Source organism: Macrococcus capreoli (assembly GCF_025628935.1).
In the GTDB taxonomy this organism is placed as follows: domain Bacteria; phylum Bacillota; class Bacilli; order Staphylococcales; family Staphylococcaceae; genus Macrococcoides; species Macrococcoides capreoli.
In genome coordinates this window covers 45,248-65,282 of record NZ_JAOTIS010000011.1, presented here as the reverse complement: position 1 = coordinate 65,282, position 20,035 = coordinate 45,248, and the positions used below count along the sequence as shown (strand labels likewise).

Here is a 20,035-nt window from a genome sequence, read left to right as displayed (position 1 = left end):
CAATTATTAATTACTTTTTCTTTCCAGGAATTCTTTTCTTTAAGTTTACCATCAAATCAATAATGCCGAAAAGTTGTGTAATTGGTGCATAAATGAAGGCGATAAAGAAAATAAATACATTTAATACTGGATGTGTCTTTCTCACTCTCATAAAAAAGTGAAATAAAGATAAACCTTGTATAAATAATAACCACTCTAAAACATATCTTAAGTTTATCACGACTCCTAAAAGAACATAATCTGTATCTCCAATACTCAATTGAATCACTACAGCAACGACATATAAGATTAATAATGTTCTAGGTAATTGCCATGAATATAATGGTCTAAAATTAGGTGTCGCTATTTTGAAATTACGAAGTAACGGTAATGTGATTGTGATCTGTAATAACACTAATAAAAATAGCATAAATATCATGATACCCGGTACTTGTTTCAACATAGCATCCATACTTAAATTAAACATTTCTAACTGCGATTGCGATATTGTACCATCTTGAATCCCTGTAGACAAATACTCATTATATAGTTTCAACGTTGGCTTAAACCAAGATTCTACTTTCGGCAGGAAACCCGTGATTTGAAGGAATATAATTGATAATAAAGTATAAATACTATAGAACACCGTCAATATATATAATATGCGTTCTTTTGATGCTCTTTCAATTAATAACTGCCCAGTGATATATCCAGCAAATATCGCACCCATCATGACTTGCATCGTAAATATCGACAAAAATAGGGTGACTAGAATGACGATTACACTCATGACATAATAGCCATTACGTGATTTGCAATATAAATACGCAGTGGGTAACAATAAAAATGGCGCGATAAATATTACCAAAGACGGCACGATATTTATCAAGAATGTTATCATCATCATAATGATTGTGACGATAACGGTTTTACTTAAATCTATTTTCAACATAAAATCTCACTTTCTAAAAAATATTTCTATAACTACTCTATTTTACAACTTTACATAGAATACCTCAATGTATGTATCTTTTCTTCAAAAACAAAAAAAGACTACCCCATTCAGGATAGTCTAAAAAAATTATATTAACCTTCGATTGCGTACTCAACGCCAGCTTCGAATTTAATGTCTTTACCAACCATTACACCGCCAGTTTCTAATACTTGGTTCCAAGTTAAACCGTATTTCTCACGGTTGATTGTACCAGATACAACTAAGCCTGTTACGTCTCCACCTGACATTGGATTTTTATGAACACCGTTAAATTCTAAATCAAATGTTTCTTCGTTAGTAACACCTTTAATTGTTAAATCACCTGTAATTGAATTGTTCGTTACTGATTTTGATACGAAAGTGATTTCTGGGTATTGTTCTACATCAAAGAAATCTCCTGATTTTAAATGACCGTCACGATCCGCATTGTTTGTGTCGATTGAATCCACTTTAACAGCTGCAGTAACATTTAAAGATGGTAAATCATTAATATCGCCAGTTACAGTTGAAGTGAATTCAGTAAATTCACCTTTTACTTTTGAAACCATCATGTGTTTTACTGAAAAATCGATGCTTGAATGTGCATTGTCTAATGTAAAGTTTGTCATTGTTAAATTACCTCTTTCGTTGTTTGTTTTATTTTCTTTGTTTTTCCCGAAAAGCTTCTTAAACATGTTGTATCATTCCTTATCCCTAACTTATATACTTAATATATCAGATATATTAAGTATATGCAAGTATAAAAAATATATTTTTAAATTTCTTTCGATAAGTGATTTGATAAAAAAACAAGGTATCTATATTCTATAGATACCTTGTAAAACTACACTTTAAACATTTTATATTTTTATTCGTGATTATTTAATTACTGTTTGTCCACCCATATATGGTACTAATACTTCAGGAATTGTAATAGAACCATCTTCGTTTTGATAGTTCTCAACCACAGCTGCAAATGTACGTCCAACAGCTAAACCAGATCCATTTAAAGTATTAACAAATTCAGCTTTTGCATCTTTATCACGTTTGAAGCGGATATTTGCACGACGTGCCTGGAAGTCCGTCATATTTGAACATGAGCTAATTTCTTTATATGCATTATAGCTTGGTAACCATACTTCAACGTCGTATGTTTTCGCAGCGCCAAATCCAATATCACCAGAACATAAATTAATTGTACGGTATGGAATTTGTAATTTTTCCAGAATCAATTCAGCGTGACGTGTCATTTCTTCTAATGCTGCATAAGAATTTTCAGGTGTTTCAAAACGTACCATTTCAACTTTGTTAAATTGGTGCATACGGATTAAACCACGCGTATCACGTCCTGCAGATCCTGCTTCACTACGGAAACATGCTGTCATTGCTGTAAATTTCGTTGGTAACATATCTGCAGTCATTATTTCATTGCGATAGAAGTTTGTTAACGGTACTTCAGATGTTGGGATTGTGTATAATCCTTCTTTTTCAACTTTAAATAAGTCTTCTTCAAATTTTGGTAATTGACCTGTACCAAACATTGAATCTGCATTCACAAGTTGTGGTGTTACCATCTCTTGATAGCCATTTTCACGGTGCGTATCTAACATAAAGTTCATTAAAGCACGCTCTAAACGCGCCCCATCTTTCGTTAAGAATGCAAATCGTGCACCAGATACTTTCGCTGCACGCTCAAAATCAGCCATCTTTAAATCTTCAACGATATCCCAGTGCGCTTTCGCTTCGAAATCAAATGCGCGCGGCGTACCCCATTTGCGCACTTCAACGTTCTCATCCTCATCTTTACCAAACGGCGTATCATCGCTGACTAAGTTCGGTAAACGTACTAATTTATCACGTAAATCAGCTGAAACAGTATTCAATTCAGCATCGATAGTTTTAATTTCATCTCCTACAGTACGCATTGCTGCAATGGCATCATCTGCATTTTCTTTATTGCGTTTTTTCAAAGCAATTTCTTCACTTGCTTTGTTACGTTTCGCTTTTAATTCTTCAGTCTTTGCAGTTAACTCACGTGTTTTAGCATCTAAATTTAAGATTTCATCAACGATAGAAGTCTCAATACCACGCATTTCTAATTTTTTCTTAACAAATTCAGCATCCGTTCTAAATAATTTAATGTCTAACATGTTGAATTCCTCCTATTTTTATATTGAATATTATTTCCGGGTACAAAAAAATACCACATCCCTATACAAGGGACGTGGTATTTACGCGTTGCCACCCTAATTAATAGATAAACTAAGTTTAACTATTCACTCCATTACATAACGGCTTATCACCGGTTTGCCAATCTTTATATATGGGTAGAATTTCATGTATACAACATCATAGTTTGCACCAACCACTATGTCTCTATCAATTGTCTCAACATTACTTATCCCAAATGACAAATGTATTATTTGATTTGCTATTATAGTATCATAGGACTATCTGAATTGACAATCATTTATATTGAAAAAAATTAATGATATTATTTTAAGATAATATCACCATTATATTAAAGGAGAATGAACATGGAAATCATTGAAAATATTCAAATCCCTAAACGGAAACTCGTTTCACACAAAGGGGATTATGGTCGTATATTATTGATTGGTGGCAATCAAAATATGGGTGGATCAATCATGATGGCGGCTAGAGCATGTGTATATAGTGGTGGCGGCTTAACAACTGTAGCGACACATCAGTCAAATCATACAGCTCTTCATTCAAGATGTCCTGAAGCAATGGTATCTGACATTAATGACATCAAACGCCTCACAAAGTTAATTGAAAATGCTGATAGTATATTAATAGGACCAGGGCTTGGACTTGATTTCCAGGGAAATAATGTACTCACAATATTATTTCAACATATAAAAGAACATCAAATACTCATAATTGACGGTGATGGTATTACAATATTAAGTAAATTAAAACATCCATTACCGAAATGTAATGTCATCTTCACACCACATCAAATGGAATGGGAACGACTAAGTGGTATACCGATTGCAGAACAAACACCAGAACGTAATCGTGCGAAAGCCGATGAATTAGGCGTACATGTTATCGTGAAAAAACACGAAACAGAACTGTATTTAAAGAGTGGTGATTATAAGATTACAGTCGGCAATGCTGCAATGGCATCGGGTGGTATGGGAGATGCATTAGCAGGTGTAATTGCTAGTTTCTTAGGGCAGTTTCATTCAGAAGATGCCATTAAACATGCTGTTTATATTCATAGTTTAATTGGCGATAAGCTCGCTCAAGAAATGTATGTAGTGCCTGCAAGTCGTATTATTGATGAATTACCATATATGATGAAGCAATTAGAAGAGAAATAACATCAATCAAAAAACAGAGTAAGCCTGATGGCCTACTCTGTTTCATTGTCTTCTTCAAAAATATCATCAAAATTACTATTATCTAAAATATCTTTGTTCGATTCGTAATCTTCTTCTTCAACTGTACCTACAACATGTCCCGCTTCAGTATCGATTTCTTCATTGTGCTCTTCTAAAGCTTCATCAGTTAACGTCGTTTCTTGCTTTGCTACAACTTCTCCAGGTGCTTTATCAGCATCAATGGCTTCAATATCTTCTTCTTTTTCAACTTTAGCAACAGTCGCCACAAGTTGTCCTTCACCTAATTTAATTAAGCGTACACCTTGTGCTGAACGACCATTTTGAGAGAATTCGGCAACATCTAAACGAATGACTACACCTTGATTCGTCACAATCATAATATCTTCATCACCATTAACCGTTGTGATACATACTAGATTACCATTTTTCTCGGTAATGCTTGCTGTCTTAATCCCTTTACCGCCACGATTAGAAATACGGTATTCAGATTCTGTTGTACGTTTACCGTAACCATTCTCAGTAACAATTAATACTTCATGTTCGCCGTTCGATTCAATCACGTCAAGTCCAATTACTTCATCGCCTTCACGCAACGAAATACCTTTCACACCGGCTGCTGTTCTTCCAAGTGGACGCAATTTATCTTCTTCAAAACGAATGAGTGAAGCATTCTTCGTACCGATAACTAATTGTTTATTTCCATCCGTTAAACGGACTGCAATCAGTTCATCATCTTCTCTAAAGTTAATCGCAATCTTACCATTCTTGTTAATACGCGCAAAGTGTGATAGGCTCGTACGTTTAATTAAACCTTGTTTCGTTGCAAAGATAATAAAGGCATCTTCACGTTCTAAGTCTTTCACAGCAATCATCGTACTAATCTTCTCATCTTTATCCAGCTCGAGTACGTTAACGATTGGAATACCTTTCGATTGACGAGATAACTCAGGAATTTCATATCCTTTTACTTTATATACGCGTCCTTTATTCGTAAAGAATAATACATTATCATGCGTAGACGTTGTCACCATTTGACTCACAAAATCTTCATCTAACGTATTCATACCTTGCACACCACGACCACCACGGTGTTGAGTACGGTAAGTCGACGCAGGTAAACGTTTAATATAGTTGTTATGACTTAACGTGATTACGACATTCTCTTCATCAATTAAATCTTCATCTTCAAGCTGATCAAATCCGCCTGCAGTGATTTCTGTACGGCGTTCATCACCGTATTTATCGCGGATTTCAATCAATTCTTCACGAATGATTTCAAGCAGCTTCTCTTCATCTGCTAATATCGCACGTAACTCATCGATATATTTCAGTAATTCTAAATATTCCGCTTCAATCTTATCACGTTCTAAACCTGTTAAACGACGTAAACGCATGTCTAAAATTGCTTGTGCCTGGCGCTCAGATAACTTAAATTGCTCCATTAAGCCTTCCATAGCTTCAGCATCATTTTTAGAACCACGAATTAATGCAATAATCTCATCGATATGATCTAATGCAATACGTAAACCTTCTAAAATATGCGCGCGATCTTCTGCTTTCTTTAAGTTGTATTCTGTTCTTCTTCTTACTACAACTTTTTGATGCTCTAAATAGTGATAAATAGCCTGCTTAATATTTAGCGTCTTCGGCTGTCCATCAACAAGCGCTAACATATTCACACCAAATGATGTTTGTAATGGTGTTAATTTATATAAATTATTCAAGATGACGTTCGCATTCGCATCACGACGAACATCAATTACGATACGAACACCTTCTTTTAAACTTGTTTCATCGCGTAAATCTGTAATACCGTCAACCTTTTTATCACGCGCAAGCTCAGCAATCTTCTCAACTAAGCGTGCTTTATTCACTTGGTACGGGATTTCTGTAACGATAATTGTTTCTTTACCATTCGGACGTGTTTCAATTAACGTCTTCGCACGCATAATGACAGAACCTCGTCCTGTTTCATATGCACGACGAATACCACTGCGTCCTAATATTAATCCTGCAGTAGGGAAGTCAGGTCCTTGAATATATTCCATTAATTCAGGAATTGAAATGTCAGGATTCTTACTTAACTCTAATACACCATTAATGACTTCTGTTAAGTTATGTGGAGGAATGTTTGTTGCCATACCTACCGCAATACCAGATGCACCATTCACAAGTAAGTTCGGAAATCTTGAAGGTAATACAATTGGTTCGCGTTCGTTACCATCATAGTTATCTTTGAAGTCAATCGTGTCTTTATTAATATCACGCATTAATTCCATGGCAATCTTAGACATACGGGCTTCTGTATAACGCATTGCAGCCGCACCGTCTCCGTCCATAGAACCAAAGTTTCCTTGACCATCTACTAGCATATAGCGATAACTGAAATCCTGTGCCATACGTACCATTGCCTCATAAATTGATGAGTCACCGTGTGGATGATATTTACCCATAACATCCCCAACGATACGCGCAGACTTTTTATATGGCTTATCAGGCGTCATCCCCATATTATTCATTCCGTACAAAATACGACGATGAACAGGCTTCATTCCGTCACGGACGTCAGGTAAAGCACGTGAAACGATAACACTCATCGCATAGTCAAGAAACGATTCTCTCATTTCACTTGTTATATTTCTATCCTGTAGTTTTGAATCGTGTTCTAAAGCCATAAATGGCGCCTCCTTAAAATACTATCTTTATGCATCAACATTTGCGTAAACGGCATTCTCTTCGATGAATGTACGACGATGTTCTACAACATCTCCCATTAACATTTCAAATACTTCATCCGCTTCAATCGCATCACCTAATGTCACTTGTAACATAGAGCGGTTCTCAGGGTTCATTGTCGTCTCCCATAGTTGATCCGCATTCATTTCACCTAAACCTTTATAACGTGCAAGTTGCCATTTCGGTGTCGTTGGCAATTCTTTTCTTAATTTTTCTAATTCTCGTTCATTATATACGTAATATTTCTTCTTTCCTTGTTCTACTTTAAACAATGGTGGTTGTGCAATATAAACATATCCTGCTTCAAGTAACGGTCTCATAAAGCGATAGAAGAATGTTAATAACAACGTACGAATGTGCGCACCATCGACATCAGCATCAGTCATGATGACAATCTTATGATATCTCGCTTTAGAAATATCAAACTCTCCACCAATGCCGGTACCCATTGCTGTAATCATTGAGCGAATTTCATTATTACCTAATATTCTATCTAAGCGTGCTTTCTCAACGTTTAAGATCTTACCACGTAACGGTAATATCGCTTGTGTCTTAGAGTCACGACCTGACTTTGCTGAACCACCGGCAGAATCACCCTCAACGATGTATAATTCGCTAATTGAAGGATCTTTACTTGAACAGTCTGCAAGTTTTCCTGGTAAGCTTGAAATTTCTAATCCAGATTTACGACGTGTCACTTCACGTGCTTTCTTCGCTGCAAGACGTGCACGTGATGCCATAATTCCTTTTTCAACAATAATACGTGCTACTGGAGGATTCTCCATTAAAAATCGCTCAAAGTTTTCAGCGAATAAATTATCCGTTATTTGACGTACTTCGGTATTACCTAATTTCGTCTTTGTTTGTCCTTCAAACTGTGGATCGCCATGTTTGATAGAGACAACTGCTGTAATACCTTCACGTACATCTTCACCTGATAATTTCTCATCATTCTCTTTAATCAATTTATTCTTTGTCCCGTAGCTATTAATTACACGAGTCAACGCACGTTTAAAACCATCTTCATGTGTTCCACCTTCGTAAGTATGAATATTGTTTGCATAACTTAAAAGGTTCGTTGAATAGCCATTATTGTATTGAATTGAAATTTCGACTTCAATATCATCACGTGTATCATGAATATAAATCGGTTCCGGGAATAATACTTCTTTAGATTTATTTAATAATTCAACGTAAGATTTAATACCACCTTCATAGTGATATTCATCTTCAATCACTTCTTCTTCACGTTCATCACGAACCGTAATCTTAATCCCTTTGTTTAAGAACGCTAATTCACGAATACGTTTTTGAAGAATCTCATATTCATACACTGTCGTTTCAGTAAAGATTTCAGGGTCTGCTTTAAAACGGATAACTGTCCCTGTCTTATCTGTCTCGCCTACGACTTTTAAATCAAAAGCTGGCGTTCCTTTATGATATGCCTGATGATGAATTTGTCCTTCTTTATGCACGTATACTTCAAGTGTCGAACTCAGTGCATTAACAACTGAAGACCCAACACCGTGTAAGCCACCAGAAACTTTATATCCACCACCGCCGAATTTACCACCGGCATGAAGCACTGTTAAGATAACTTCGACAGCTGGACGCCCCATCTTCTTATGCATTTCAACCGGAATACCACGTCCATTATCCGTCACACGAATCCAGTCATCTTTCTCAATTACCACTTCTATTTCATCAGCATAACCTGCTAAAGCTTCGTCGATACTATTGTCGACAATTTCCCATACTAAATGGTGTAAACCACGTGATGCAGTTGAACCGATATACATCCCTGGTCTTTTACGTACCGCTTCTAATCCTTCTAATACTTGTATCTGGTCAGCACCATATTGGTCTAAATTTTGTTCCAAGATTGTCACCTAGCCTTTAGTTAGTCGAAATATGTCCATCAGAGACATTAAATAATTTCGCTCTGTTAATTGTTTCATGTTCAATACCATCTACTGATGTTGTCGTTACAAATGTTTGAACTTTATGTTGAATTGTTGTTAGCAAATGTGTTTGTCTATGATCATCTAATTCCGAAAGAACATCATCCAGCAATAGAATTGGATATTCACCGACTTCTAAATAAATCAGCTCTATTTCTGCCAGCTTAACAGACAGTGCGGTCGTGCGTTGTTGTCCTTGAGAACCATAAGTCTGCACATCAATATCATTAATAGTAAATGTAATATCATCTCGATGCGGGCCATGAAGACTTTGCGCACGCTCAATTTCACGTTTACTTTCTTTATTTAGCAATGCCACACATGCAGCGATCATTGCATCCGTATGCTCGATATATTCAAGATTTGATAAATAATGTAGTTTTAAATTTTCTTTTTGTTTCGTAATACCTTGATGAATGGGTAAAGCGAGTTCTTCAAGCTTTTCGATAAACGATTTACGACGTTGTGTCAGCTTTACAGCGTATTCTGCAAATTGTTCATTCAATACTTCAAGCATTGTTGTATCCGTATTACCTGTAAGCTTAAGCTGTTTCAGATGATGATTCTTTTGTTTGAGGATTCTCTGGAAGTTAGATAAATCATTAAGATAAACAGCTGATATTTGTCCAATTTCCATATCAATAAAACGTCTTCTTATTTGTGGGCTTCCTTTGACTAAATTTAAATCTTCTGGCGCAAATAATACGACGTTCATATGTCCTATGTATTCCGTTAATCGCTTTTGTTCTAAATGATTTACTTTTGCTTTTTTACCTTTGGATGAAATCGTGAGTGATAATGGCATTGAACCATGACGATAAGCTAGCTCACCTTCAATATGACTGTATTGCTCACCCCAGGTAATTAATTCTTTGTCATTTGAAGTTCTATGACTTTTTGCCATAGCGAGGCAATAAATCGCTTCAAGTAAGTTTGTCTTACCTTGCGCGTTAATGCCTATTAATATATTCACTTCGTCATTGAAAGCTAAGGTTGCTTGCTCATAATTCCTATAATGCGATAAGGATAGTGACTTTAATTTCATTACTGCTCCGTGTAAGTAATCTTGTACGTTTCGCCTTCAACTTCTAATACATCATTCTGATGCAGCTTCTTACCACGTCTATTTTCTTCTTCGCCATTAAGTACTACTGGATAATCCTGAAGATACCATTTCGCTTGGCCCCCAGTTGAAATAATACCTTCCGCTTTAAGAAATTGACCTAACGTAATCTCACTATTTAATTTCACTACATTTACCATTCACGGTTCACTCCTATTCCATGTCAGTCATTATATAATTATACCTTTAATCTTTAAAAAATGCATGTTTTTTCACATAAAATAAAACGTTGAATGCTTATCACTCAACGTTTTATTTTATCATTATGTTTATTTTATTTAGTGGATGATTGAACATCATTTGATTTTTTAACAAGCAACATCATAATCGTTATTAATAAAAATGCCGTGCCTGCTAAAAAGGGAATCGTAATAAAGCCGAAATAATTAACATATTGTGTCGTACATGGTACACCGCCGACACAAGGTTTAATCGGAGCGAAACCAGGTACTTTCTGTTCAAGATAATGTGTTACAGAAATACAAAATCCTATAATCGAAAAAGTCATGATTAAATATTTAAAATGATATGCATTAATAAATGCTGCAAATCCAGCGATTAATACTAATGGATACATCAAAATACGTTGATACCAACATTTTTCACATGGGACAAAATGCATTATTTCTGAATAATATAAACTACCTAACATTGCAACTAAAGCAATTACCCAGGAAATATAAAAGTATTTCGTATTTCTCATTATTTCAACGCCTTATCAATCGCTTCTGTAACTTTGTTCATATCCATTGGATCCTCTAACGCTTTACCATCAACGATAATTGTTGGAGTCGAAACGATGTTATGTTTTTGATATAAATCAACGTCTTGTTGAACTGCTGCTTTTTCACTTGTACTTTCAATTGCTTTAACGATTTTATCAACATTTTTTACTTCTGCTGCCTGCAATGCTTTTTTTACGACAGACATCGTTAACCATTTTTCATCTGTACTATGGTTAGCAGGTTGTAATTTAAATAAAGCTGTATGGAAGTCCCAATATTTATCAGGTTCCTGCTTTAATACTGTTTCACCAGCAAGCCCGCCTAAGATTGATTCATCGCCATGGAATGGTGTGTGAATAAAGTATAATTTCACTTTTCCTGTATCAATATATTTCTTTTTCAATTCTGGCTTCATTTCACTTTCAAAATATTTACATGCTGGACATTTAAAATCACCAAATTCAACAATGGTTACTTTTGCATCTTTATCCCCTAACATCGGTTGTCCTTTAACGTCCACTTTATCCGTGTCAACCGGACTATTCCCTTTATTACTGTTTGCAGAATTATTTATAGAAGTTGTATTTACTTTACTTGTATCTGCTTTATCCTTTTGTTTCATGATAACCATCGCCGCTAAAGCACCTACTACTAGCAATGTAAGTACCATTGTAAAGATTAATGAACTTTTGTTTTTCATAAGAAATACTCCTCTTATTTAGTGTGTCTACACACATTATTTAATATAAAAATAAAATACATAGTATAAATTTTATATTAATTAAATTAACAATGCCACACATAAATAATTAATCTTTTGTGAACTTATTTTGTTTGTAATGCACGTTTAAAATTCTTAATTAAACTCTTATCATTACTAAATACGCTGCCTTTATAAATTTTCGCTGCAATATAGAATAAAGCAATAATCGTTACGAAACATAGTACTATGCCAATAATAATCTGGAAATCGCTCGTCTTTTGAGAAATCGTTCTAAGCAACATTACTTGTGGTGTGAAGAATGGAATAAAGCTCGTTATTTTCACAAGCAGCGTGTCCGGCTTAGTCAAACTAAACATCGCAATATAAAATGCTGCCATATTTAAAAATGTTACTGGCATAATCGCTTGTCCAATATCTTCAATACGATTCGTAAGCGATCCAACAATCGCGCTTAAACTAATATAAAGTAATAGTCCAAGTATTAGAAAAATCAAGGCATAGATTAATACGCGCGCATTTTCCTGCGTAAACTCGAAGCCAAAATTTTTAATCGTTTTGTTTAAGTTAAATACTTTCATACACGTTAAAATAGTAATGCCATATATTAAAAGTTGTGTTAACGCTACGGCGATTACACCAATAATTTTCGCCATTAAATGTGTAATCGGTGAAATACTTGTCACAATCATTTCGATGACACGAGAAGATTTTTCCTGTGCAATTTCAGTTGCAATTTGACTGCCATAATTAATCGTGATAAAGAAAATTAAAAAGATGCCTAAATAAACTAATGCTGTATTAACGGCTTTACTTTCAACTGAAACTTTATCATTGGCATTTGCAGGTTGTATAACTTCGTTCTCTACTTTTGCCTGAGATAATACTTTAGCAAGTTTATCGGGAGCTAAATCAAGCGATTTTGCAATGTTATTACTTTGAAATGCTGTTAATGTTGATTGAATTTGCGTCATGTCATTCGAATCAATATTATCCAGCGTATACACTTTACTTTCAATCATTTTTTCTTTATTTTCTTTAATGTCAATTAACACTTTATACTTTTCGTTTTTAATACCTTCTTTACCTTCTTCAAGCGCAACGATTTGCAATTTCTTTTTCTTATTGAGCTTTTGATATTCATCTTTAAAAATCGTTGCTAATTGTTTGTTGCTTGATGAAATAACGGTAATATCATCTTCACTTTTATCGAAGAAATCATAAATCTTATCTGCATTACTTAATCCAATAATAATCAACATGACAATAATTGTTGAAATGATAAATGATTTGCTTGAGACTTTTTTCCAGTATGTAAGCCAAAAAGTTGGAATAAATTTATTCATGTTTGCCACCTACTTTTTCAATGAATATTTCATTAAGCGACGGTTCATTTACCTGGAATCTTGAAACGTAACCAAATTGTTTCACCGCTTCAAAAACTGTCGGTGCAATATCACCATTTGCTATTTGTAGTCGAACGTCATTTTTATTTTGTTTAAATTGTGTAACACCGGGAATATTGGCAAGCGTACTGAAGTCATGTTGTCCTTCAATTATGATTTCTTTCTTACCAAAATCACGTTTAACTTGTTTAATTTCACCTGAAACGACAGTCTTTCCTTTATTTAAAATGCATACGTGATCACACATTTCTTCTACGTGCTCCATACGATGTGAGCTAAATACAATCGTAGCGCCCTTTTCATTGATTTCTTTTACTGCTGATTTAAGTAGCTCTACATTGACAGGGTCTAATCCACTAAACGGTTCATCGAGAATTAATAACGATGGATTATGTATAATAGCACCAATTAATTGAATTTTTTGCTGGTTACCTTTTGATAAATCTTCAATTTTTTTGTTTTTATTTTCTGGCACTTCAAATCGATGTAACCAGAAATCTAATGCTTTATCGATATCTTTCTTTTTCATCCCTTTTAATTGTGCTAAATATTGAATTTGCTCACTGACTTTAAGCTTTGGATTTAAACCACGTTCTTCCGGTAAGTACCCAATGGAATCCGTCACTGAATAGTCAATTGGCTTGCCATTATATGAAATCTTACCACTCGACTTAGACAACAAACCTAGAATCATTCTAAACGTTGTCGTCTTACCTGCACCATTTCCACCTAAAAAACCAAGCATTTCTCCTGCTGGCACAGCAATATTGACGTTATCTACAGCAGTAAAGTCATTAAATTGTTTGCTGACATTCTCTAATACAAGCATGCAGTTCCCTCCATCGATCATTCGTTTATGTAATTGTCATAATCCACTTTGAATTGTAATATATTTCAATTATTTTGACAACTATATTAGTCAAAAAGTGAATTTTATTCATTAAAAAAGCTTAAACCAAAATTTGGCTTAAGCTTCAATATAGTTTAGTACGTTCTAATCGGTAAGATAAGTTGTACTAAGTTTTCGTCTTCTTCAGGTTTTAAAATGAATGGGCGCATCGTTCCAAAGAATTCTACTTGCACATCGTCATTATCAATTGCACGTAACGCATCCATCATATATTTTGAGTTGAAAGAGATTTTGATTCCTTCTCCTTCAAATTTGTTTGTTTTAACGTCTTCTTTTACAGTACCGATTTCAGGTGATGTAGAAGATAATTCAACTGCGTTCTCTGCAGCGGATAATTTAATAACGTTATTTCCGCCCTCACGTGCTAGTAGAGACGCACGATCGATTGCATGGAAGAAATCCCCGTTATTGATTGAAAGTGCCGTCTCGTAGCTCTCAGGGAATAATCTAGAGGTGTCTGGATAATTACCTTCTAACAAACGAGAAATAAAGTTAATATTACCTACTTTGAATAACACTTGGTTTGAAGCAAAGAAAATATCAATCGTTTCTTCAGTATCATCAATGATTTTATTTAATTCACTTAATGCTTTACCTGGAATAATAACATTGATTGATTCAATATTCGTATTCTCAAGGGGTAACTTTCTTAAAGCTAATCGATGAGAATCTGTTGCAGTACAGTTTAACACACCATCAGTTATCATCCAGTTAACACCTGTTAACACTGGTCGTGTTTCTGACGTGGACACTGCAAAGTTTGTTTGTTTAATAACATTTTTTAATACTTTAATTGGTAATGTAATAGCTTCTTGTTCACTAACTTGAGGTAACAATGGATATTGGTCTGAATCAATACCTGAAACATTAAACTCAGACTGTCCTGATGTTATTTTAGCCTGGAAATGATCATTAGTTTCAATTGTTACTGTTTCAGCAGGTAATTTTTTAATAATATCAACAAAGAAACGTCCTGGTAAGACAATTGATCCTTTTTGATCAACAGATAAAATTTCATTGTCACCGAATTCAGTAGGAATTGTAATTTCAATTGATACTTCAGAATCAGATCCTGTTAATACTAATTTATTATCAAATGCATCTAATTTAATCCCTGTTAATACTGGTAAAGTTGTTCTTGGAGAAATTGCTTTTAACGTATCATTTAATTGAGTGATAAAGTAATCTCTTTGAATCGTAAATTTCATATTTGAATAAGCTCCTTAAAATGATATTTATTTATATTTTATCTCTTTTAAAACCGTAATAATAGTAATAGGGGCTGTGAATAGGTGGATAAGTCTTGTAATCGTTACTGAGAGAAGATATCCACATGTGAATAACCTGTTTACATATACAGAAAAGTTATTCACATTTTCCCCGTTATCCCCTGATATCTTTTTCTATATTTTTAATATCACTTTTCAAACTATTATCTTCTTCTAACTGCATTCTAATTTTTTCGTGTGCGTGAATAACAGTTGAATGATCACGGCCACCAAATTCTTCACCAATTTTCGGAAGAGAGAAGTCTGTTAATTCTCTTGCTAAGTACATTGCGACTTGTCTTGGGAATGCAATTGATTTTGTTCGTTTTTTAGCGCTGAAATCTTCAAGTCGAATATTATAATAAGCACCAACTGCATTTTGTATATCCTGGATCGTAACTTTCTTAGGTTTACTTGATGCAATAATGTCTTTTAAAGCTTCAGCAACAAGATCTGAATTGAGTTCACGATTTACCAGCTTAGAATAAGCAACAACTTTCGTCAAAGCACCTTCTAATTCACGAATATTAGACTGAATTTGCGTTGCGATATAAAGCATCGCTTCGTTAGGGATTTCAATATTTTCTTCTTCAGATTTCTTACGTAATATTGCGATACGTGTTTCAAGATCAGGAGGTGTAACGTCTGTCGTTAATCCCCATTCGAAACGTGAACGTAAACGCTCTTCTAATGTTGGAATTTCTTTTGGTGCGCGGTCACTGGAAATAACGATTTGTTTATGATTTTGGTGAAGTTCATTAAAGGTATGGAAGAACTCTTCTTGTGTCGATTCTTTACCCGCTAAAAATTGAATATCATCAATTAATAAAACGTCAACGTTACGATATTTAGAGCGAAACTCCTCAGTCTTATTATCTTTAATAGAATTAATAAATTCGTTCGTGAATTTTTCACTTGATGTATACACAACTTTAGCATTTTCTTTGTGTTCCATTACGTAATGGCCAATGGCATGCATTAAATGTGTCTTTCCTAACCCTACACCACCGTATATAAATAGAGGGTTGTATGCTTTTGCGGGTGCTTCTGCTACTGCGAGACTTGCAGCATGACTGAAACGATTGCCGCTGCCAATTACAAATGTATCAAATGTATTATCAGTATTTAGCTGGCTTGGCATAACTTCCTGAACTGTTGATTTATCAGGCTTTTCAGATTGATAATGTACTTCTGAATCTTCAAATTCATCAGAAATAACTTTAATATCTAAATGTTCTCCGATTGTTTCTTCGATAACTTCCTGAATTAAATTTAAATAATTCTTTTTTAACCATTCAGCATTGAAATCAGTTGGTGCCATAATCGTAATTTGACTGTTATCTAATGATTTAATTTTTGTGTCACTAAACCATGTATCATAACTGGCATTTGTGAGCTTTGTTTGTAATTTCGCTAATACTTTGTCCCAAATCGTATCGATTCCACTCATAATGTTCCTCTTTCTTATAAAAAAATTTCAAAGTTATGCACAAATAAAAAACTGTGAATAAACATAAACACAGCACTTAATAAATTTATCCACAAGCTATTCACAATTTGTGGATAAAGAATAATCACTTTTGGTTATCCACAAGAAATATATCAAAATCTTATCAGAAAAATATTATAATATCAAGAATTAAAGAGACTTATCCACAAAGTTAACGTTATGCATAAAGCTAAAAAAACAATATGTGAATATGTTATTTTAGCTGTGAATAACTTTTGAGAACTAAAAAAACGAAAACAACTATCCACAACTTCTTGTGAATAAATGTGGATAAGTGGATATCTTTTCACAATCTTCTTTATAAGAAACAGGTTGATTTTAGCCGTCTCATTTGATATACTTCAATAGTTACTGTAAATCACTAGACGAAATTCGATAGATGAAATATTAATTAATGGAGGTGTTTTAAGTGGTAAAACGTACTTATCAACCAAATAAACGTAAACATAGTAAAGTTCATGGATTCCGTGCACGTATGAGCACAAAAAACGGCCGTAACGTATTAGCGCGTCGTCGTCGTAAAGGCAGAAAAGTATTATCAGCATAAGATCACTGAACATCAGTGGTCTTTTTTATTTTGTTTAAAACAGGCAGTTATTCTAGTATAATGGATGAAAAAGTAATCATTTAGTGATAAGAAGTTGGTGTATCGTGGAAAAAGCGTATCGAATCAAGAAGAATGAAGATTTTCAAAAAGTATATAAACAAGGTAAATCGGTAGCGAATAAACAATTTATCGTCTATAGATTGAGCAATCCTGAAAATGAACACTTTAGATTAGGGATTTCCGTTTCCAAAAAGATTGGTAATGCCGTTACACGTAACCGTATTAAACGTGCAATAAGAGAAAGCTTTACGCGCCACAAAGCAGATATCATTAAAGACGATTTCATCATTATTGCCAGAAACCCTTCAAAAGATATGACAGTTGATGAGATTCATAAGAGTCTGGAGCATGTCATGAAGATTGCGAAAGGTTTTAATAAAAGAATCAGTTAATCTTAAATGGAGGTATGCCTGTGTTAGAGAAAAATTATATTGCATCAACAGTAGAAGCAGCAATTCAACAAGGTTTAGCCGAATTAAATCTTGAAGAAAAACAAGTGAAAATTGAAGTCATTAATCCAGGTAAGAAGGGCTTTTTTGGTATCGGTAAATCGGATGCAGAAGTAAAGCTTATCATTATTGATCCGACGTTGAAAAAGTTATCTTCAATTGAAGCAATAAAAAATAGAACTCATTCAAAGGATGAAGTAATTGATACACCAATTGCTGAAATGGCAGTGGATGATACATTTACTACAAAGTCTGTACATAAGTCAACGAATGATTCATCTGATGCAAATAATGAACAGATAACGAAACAGCAGTCTAAAGAGAATGCATTGCATCAAACTGAGCAATATATCATCAATATTATTCAAGCGATGGGCTTAAATATACAGGCAACAAGTACTGTAAAAAATAGCGGTGAAGTTGTAATTAATTTATCATCCAGCGATGCTGCACGTATTATCGGTAAACGCGGCCAAGTATTAAACAGTTTGCAGTTGCTTGCACAAAACTATTACAACCATATTGAAAAAGGATATATGACGGTAACATTAGATATCGAAAACTACCGTGAAAAACGTAAAGAGACATTACAAAACTTAGCGTTAAATATGTCTAAAAAAGCGATTGCAACGAGAAAACCAGTAAAATTTGAACCGATGCCTAATTACGAACGTAAAATTATGCATCAAATTTTGACGAATATCGAAAATATTGAAACGTATTCAGAGGGTCGCGAGCCACATCGATATTTAGTAATAAAGGCAAGATAATCAAATGACTAAAGCTAACTCTAAAAACATTATGTTTTTAGAGTTAATCTGTTTATTTAAAGCAAAAGTGTTTTCATTTTTATTATTTCGCACTACAATCTACAAATGGACATTAAAAGGGAGGATCAATGAATGGAATTCGATACTATTTCAAGTATTTCAACTCCAATGGGAGAAGGCGCGATTGCAATCGTTAGGCTTTCAGGTAATGATGCAGTTAGTATTGCCGATAAGATTTATAAAGGGAAGCATAAATTAGTGAATGTTGATTCTCATACCATTAACTACGGCCATATCATTGATCCGGAAACAAATGATGTTGTTGAAGAAGTAATGGTTGCTGTAATGCGTGCACCGAGAACGTATACACGCGAAGATATTGTAGAAATAAACTGTCATGGTGGTATTATGACGGTCAACCGAGTATTAGAACTTACATTATCAAACGGCGCAAAATTAGCTGAACCAGGAGAGTTTACGAAACGCGCCTTTTTAAATGGTCGTATCGATTTGTCACAAGCTGAAGCAACAATGGATTTCATTCGTTCTAAGACTGATCGTGCGAGTAAAGTAGCAATGCAACAAATAGAAGGACGTTTAAGTACGTTAATCAAAGGATTACGTCAATCCATTTTAGAAATATTAGCGCAAGTTGAAGTCAATATTGACTATCCGGAATATGATGATGTGGAAGAGGCAACGAATCAGTTCTTACTCACTGAGGCGGAGAAGATTAAGACGAGCATCGAAGGATTACTTCAAACAGGAACACAAGGTAAAATTTTGCGTGAAGGATTATCAACAGTAATCGTAGGTAAACCAAACGTAGGTAAGTCATCGATGTTAAATAATTTAATTCAAGATAATAAAGCAATTGTTACTGAAATTGCAGGGACGACACGTGATGTTTTAGAAGAGTATGTCAATGTACGCGGTGTGCCGTTACGTTTAGTAGATACGGCTGGTATTCGTGAAACAGAAGATATTGTTGAAAAGATTGGTGTTGAACGTAGTCGTGAAGCGTTGAGTAAAGCAGACTTAATTCTTTACGTATTAAATTATAACGAAGCGTTAACGGAAAGTGATTATCAACTTGCTGAAGTGATTAAAGGTGAAGATGTAATTGTTATTATTAACAAGACAGATTTAGCACAACAATTAGATATTGAAGCGGTAAAACAAATGGTTGGAGTAAATACCCCAATTGTAATGACTTCAATGGTTGATCAAAGTGGAATCGAACAGCTAGAAGAAAAGATTCGTGATCTCTTCTTTGATGGCACTGTATCGAATCAAGATATGACATACGTATCCAATGCACGACATATTAGTTTATTGAAAGATGCTAAACAATCAATTAGTGACGCTATAGCTGCAGCAGAAAGCGGTGTGCCAATCGATATGATACAAATTGATTTAATAAAAACTTGGGAATTACTTGGTGAAGTTATAGGTGAATCTGTAGCAGACGGCTTAATTGATCAGTTATTTAGCCAGTTTTGTCTAGGAAAATAAGGAGGAAACAT

The 20,035-nt window shown here is 34.4% G+C and carries 18 protein-coding genes and 1 other annotated feature; of the genes, 5 read left to right on the top strand and 13 right to left on the bottom strand.

Going from position 1 to position 20,035, the window contains the following annotated elements; all coding sequences use genetic code 11:
* Window positions 1-10: 10 nt before the first annotated feature.
* The 3 genes from OCL94_RS09325 to serS form a co-directional block, all read right to left on the bottom strand.
* Window positions 11-931, bottom strand: coding sequence for a YybS family protein (locus OCL94_RS09325; protein WP_262996651.1), 921 nt, complete (start codon window positions 929-931; stop codon window positions 11-13).
* Between the two features lie 134 nt (window positions 932-1,065).
* Window positions 1,066-1,581, bottom strand: coding sequence for a YceI family protein (locus OCL94_RS09320; RefSeq protein ID WP_262996688.1), 516 nt, complete (start codon window positions 1,579-1,581; stop codon window positions 1,066-1,068).
* Window positions 1,582-1,830: 249 nt separating this feature from the next.
* On the bottom strand, window positions 1,831-3,102 hold the full coding sequence (gene serS, locus OCL94_RS09315; protein ID WP_262996650.1) for a serine--tRNA ligase: 1,272 nt from the start codon (window positions 3,100-3,102) through the stop codon (window positions 1,831-1,833).
* A 65-nt stretch (window positions 3,103-3,167) separates the two neighbouring features.
* Window positions 3,168-3,372, bottom strand: a binding site (T-box leader).
* 117 nt (window positions 3,373-3,489) lie between these two features.
* Here serS and OCL94_RS09310 point away from each other — a divergent pair.
* Window positions 3,490-4,302, top strand: coding sequence for an NAD(P)H-hydrate dehydratase (locus OCL94_RS09310; RefSeq protein ID WP_262996649.1), 813 nt, complete (start codon window positions 3,490-3,492; stop codon window positions 4,300-4,302).
* Between the two features lie 32 nt (window positions 4,303-4,334).
* Here OCL94_RS09310 and gyrA read toward each other — a convergent pair whose 3' ends face one another.
* From gyrA to dnaA, 10 genes are all read right to left on the bottom strand, one after another.
* Complete coding sequence (gyrA, locus tag OCL94_RS09305; RefSeq protein ID WP_262996648.1) at window positions 4,335-6,998, bottom strand: DNA gyrase subunit A; 2,664 nt, start codon at window positions 6,996-6,998, stop codon at window positions 4,335-4,337.
* A gap of 27 nt (window positions 6,999-7,025) precedes the next feature.
* Entirely contained in the window at window positions 7,026-8,948 is a 1,923-nt protein-coding gene (gyrB, locus tag OCL94_RS09300; RefSeq protein WP_317618554.1) for a DNA topoisomerase (ATP-hydrolyzing) subunit B, read from the bottom strand.
* Between the two features lie 7 nt (window positions 8,949-8,955).
* Complete coding sequence (recF, locus tag OCL94_RS09295; protein WP_262996646.1) at window positions 8,956-10,065, bottom strand: DNA replication/repair protein RecF; 1,110 nt, start codon at window positions 10,063-10,065, stop codon at window positions 8,956-8,958.
* Entirely contained in the window at window positions 10,065-10,283 is a 219-nt protein-coding gene (yaaA, locus tag OCL94_RS09290) for a S4 domain-containing protein YaaA (RefSeq protein ID WP_262996645.1), read from the bottom strand. Before yaaA ends, recF begins: the two co-directional genes overlap by 1 nt.
* A 134-nt stretch (window positions 10,284-10,417) precedes the next feature.
* Window positions 10,418-10,846, bottom strand: coding sequence for a disulfide oxidoreductase (locus OCL94_RS09285; RefSeq protein ID WP_262996644.1), 429 nt, complete (start codon window positions 10,844-10,846; stop codon window positions 10,418-10,420).
* Complete coding sequence (locus OCL94_RS09280; RefSeq protein ID WP_262996643.1) at window positions 10,846-11,568, bottom strand: DsbA family protein; 723 nt, start codon at window positions 11,566-11,568, stop codon at window positions 10,846-10,848. The genes OCL94_RS09285 and OCL94_RS09280 overlap by 1 nt, the downstream gene beginning before the upstream one ends.
* 125 nt (window positions 11,569-11,693) lie before the next feature.
* Window positions 11,694-12,935, bottom strand: coding sequence for an ABC transporter permease (locus tag OCL94_RS09275; RefSeq protein WP_262996642.1), 1,242 nt, complete (start codon window positions 12,933-12,935; stop codon window positions 11,694-11,696).
* Window positions 12,928-13,824, bottom strand: coding sequence for an ABC transporter ATP-binding protein (locus tag OCL94_RS09270; RefSeq protein WP_262996641.1), 897 nt, complete (start codon window positions 13,822-13,824; stop codon window positions 12,928-12,930). The genes OCL94_RS09275 and OCL94_RS09270 overlap by 8 nt, the downstream gene beginning before the upstream one ends.
* A 155-nt stretch (window positions 13,825-13,979) precedes the next feature.
* Complete coding sequence (gene dnaN, locus OCL94_RS09265) at window positions 13,980-15,113, bottom strand: DNA polymerase III subunit beta (protein ID WP_262996640.1); 1,134 nt, start codon at window positions 15,111-15,113, stop codon at window positions 13,980-13,982.
* 175 nt (window positions 15,114-15,288) lie between these two features.
* Window positions 15,289-16,623, bottom strand: coding sequence for a chromosomal replication initiator protein DnaA (gene dnaA, locus OCL94_RS09260; protein WP_262996639.1), 1,335 nt, complete (start codon window positions 16,621-16,623; stop codon window positions 15,289-15,291).
* Between the two features lie 469 nt (window positions 16,624-17,092).
* Between dnaA and rpmH the strand changes: the two genes are divergently transcribed.
* The 4 genes from rpmH to mnmE all read left to right on the top strand — a co-directional run bounded on the left by rpmH (window position 17,093) and on the right by mnmE (window position 20,024).
* A complete protein-coding gene (gene rpmH / locus OCL94_RS09255; protein WP_041636245.1) occupies window positions 17,093-17,230 on the top strand; it encodes a 50S ribosomal protein L34 in 138 nt (45 codons plus the stop codon).
* A 104-nt stretch (window positions 17,231-17,334) separates the two neighbouring features.
* A complete protein-coding gene (gene rnpA, locus OCL94_RS09250; RefSeq protein ID WP_262996638.1) occupies window positions 17,335-17,682 on the top strand; it encodes a ribonuclease P protein component in 348 nt (115 codons plus the stop codon).
* Window positions 17,683-17,702: 20 nt separating this feature from the next.
* Window positions 17,703-18,509 (top strand): RNA-binding cell elongation regulator Jag/EloR, encoded by an 807-nt coding sequence (jag, locus tag OCL94_RS09245; protein ID WP_262996637.1) that lies wholly within the window; start codon window positions 17,703-17,705, stop codon window positions 18,507-18,509.
* 132 nt (window positions 18,510-18,641) lie between these two features.
* Window positions 18,642-20,024 carry a tRNA uridine-5-carboxymethylaminomethyl(34) synthesis GTPase MnmE gene (gene mnmE, locus OCL94_RS09240; RefSeq protein WP_262996636.1) on the top strand — a complete coding sequence of 461 codons (1,383 nt, stop codon included), beginning with the start codon at window positions 18,642-18,644 and terminating at the stop codon, window positions 20,022-20,024.
* Window positions 20,025-20,035: the final 11 nt, after the last annotated feature.

Coding starts and splice junctions, on each gene's coding strand:
- OCL94_RS09325 (WP_262996651.1), bottom strand. CDS start 931: ATGTTGAAAATAGATTTAAGTAAAACCGTTATCGTCACAATCATTATG.
- OCL94_RS09320 (WP_262996688.1), bottom strand. CDS start 1,581: ATGACAAACTTTACATTAGACAATGCACATTCAAGCATCGATTTTTCA.
- serS (WP_262996650.1), bottom strand. CDS start 3,102: ATGTTAGACATTAAATTATTTAGAACGGATGCTGAATTTGTTAAGAAA.
- OCL94_RS09310 (WP_262996649.1), top strand. CDS start 3,490: ATGGAAATCATTGAAAATATTCAAATCCCTAAACGGAAACTCGTTTCA.
- gyrA (WP_262996648.1), bottom strand. CDS start 6,998: ATGGCTTTAGAACACGATTCAAAACTACAGGATAGAAATATAACAAGT.
- recF (WP_262996646.1), bottom strand. CDS start 10,065: ATGAAATTAAAGTCACTATCCTTATCGCATTATAGGAATTATGAGCAA.
- yaaA (WP_262996645.1), bottom strand. CDS start 10,283: ATGGTAAATGTAGTGAAATTAAATAGTGAGATTACGTTAGGTCAATTT.
- OCL94_RS09285 (WP_262996644.1), bottom strand. CDS start 10,846: ATGAGAAATACGAAATACTTTTATATTTCCTGGGTAATTGCTTTAGTT.
- OCL94_RS09280 (WP_262996643.1), bottom strand. CDS start 11,568: ATGAAAAACAAAAGTTCATTAATCTTTACAATGGTACTTACATTGCTA.
- OCL94_RS09275 (WP_262996642.1), bottom strand. CDS start 12,935: ATGAATAAATTTATTCCAACTTTTTGGCTTACATACTGGAAAAAAGTC.
- OCL94_RS09270 (WP_262996641.1), bottom strand. CDS start 13,824: ATGCTTGTATTAGAGAATGTCAGCAAACAATTTAATGACTTTACTGCT.
- dnaN (WP_262996640.1), bottom strand. CDS start 15,113: ATGAAATTTACGATTCAAAGAGATTACTTTATCACTCAATTAAATGAT.
- dnaA (WP_262996639.1), bottom strand. CDS start 16,623: ATGAGTGGAATCGATACGATTTGGGACAAAGTATTAGCGAAATTACAA.
- mnmE (WP_262996636.1), top strand. CDS start 18,642: ATGGAATTCGATACTATTTCAAGTATTTCAACTCCAATGGGAGAAGGC.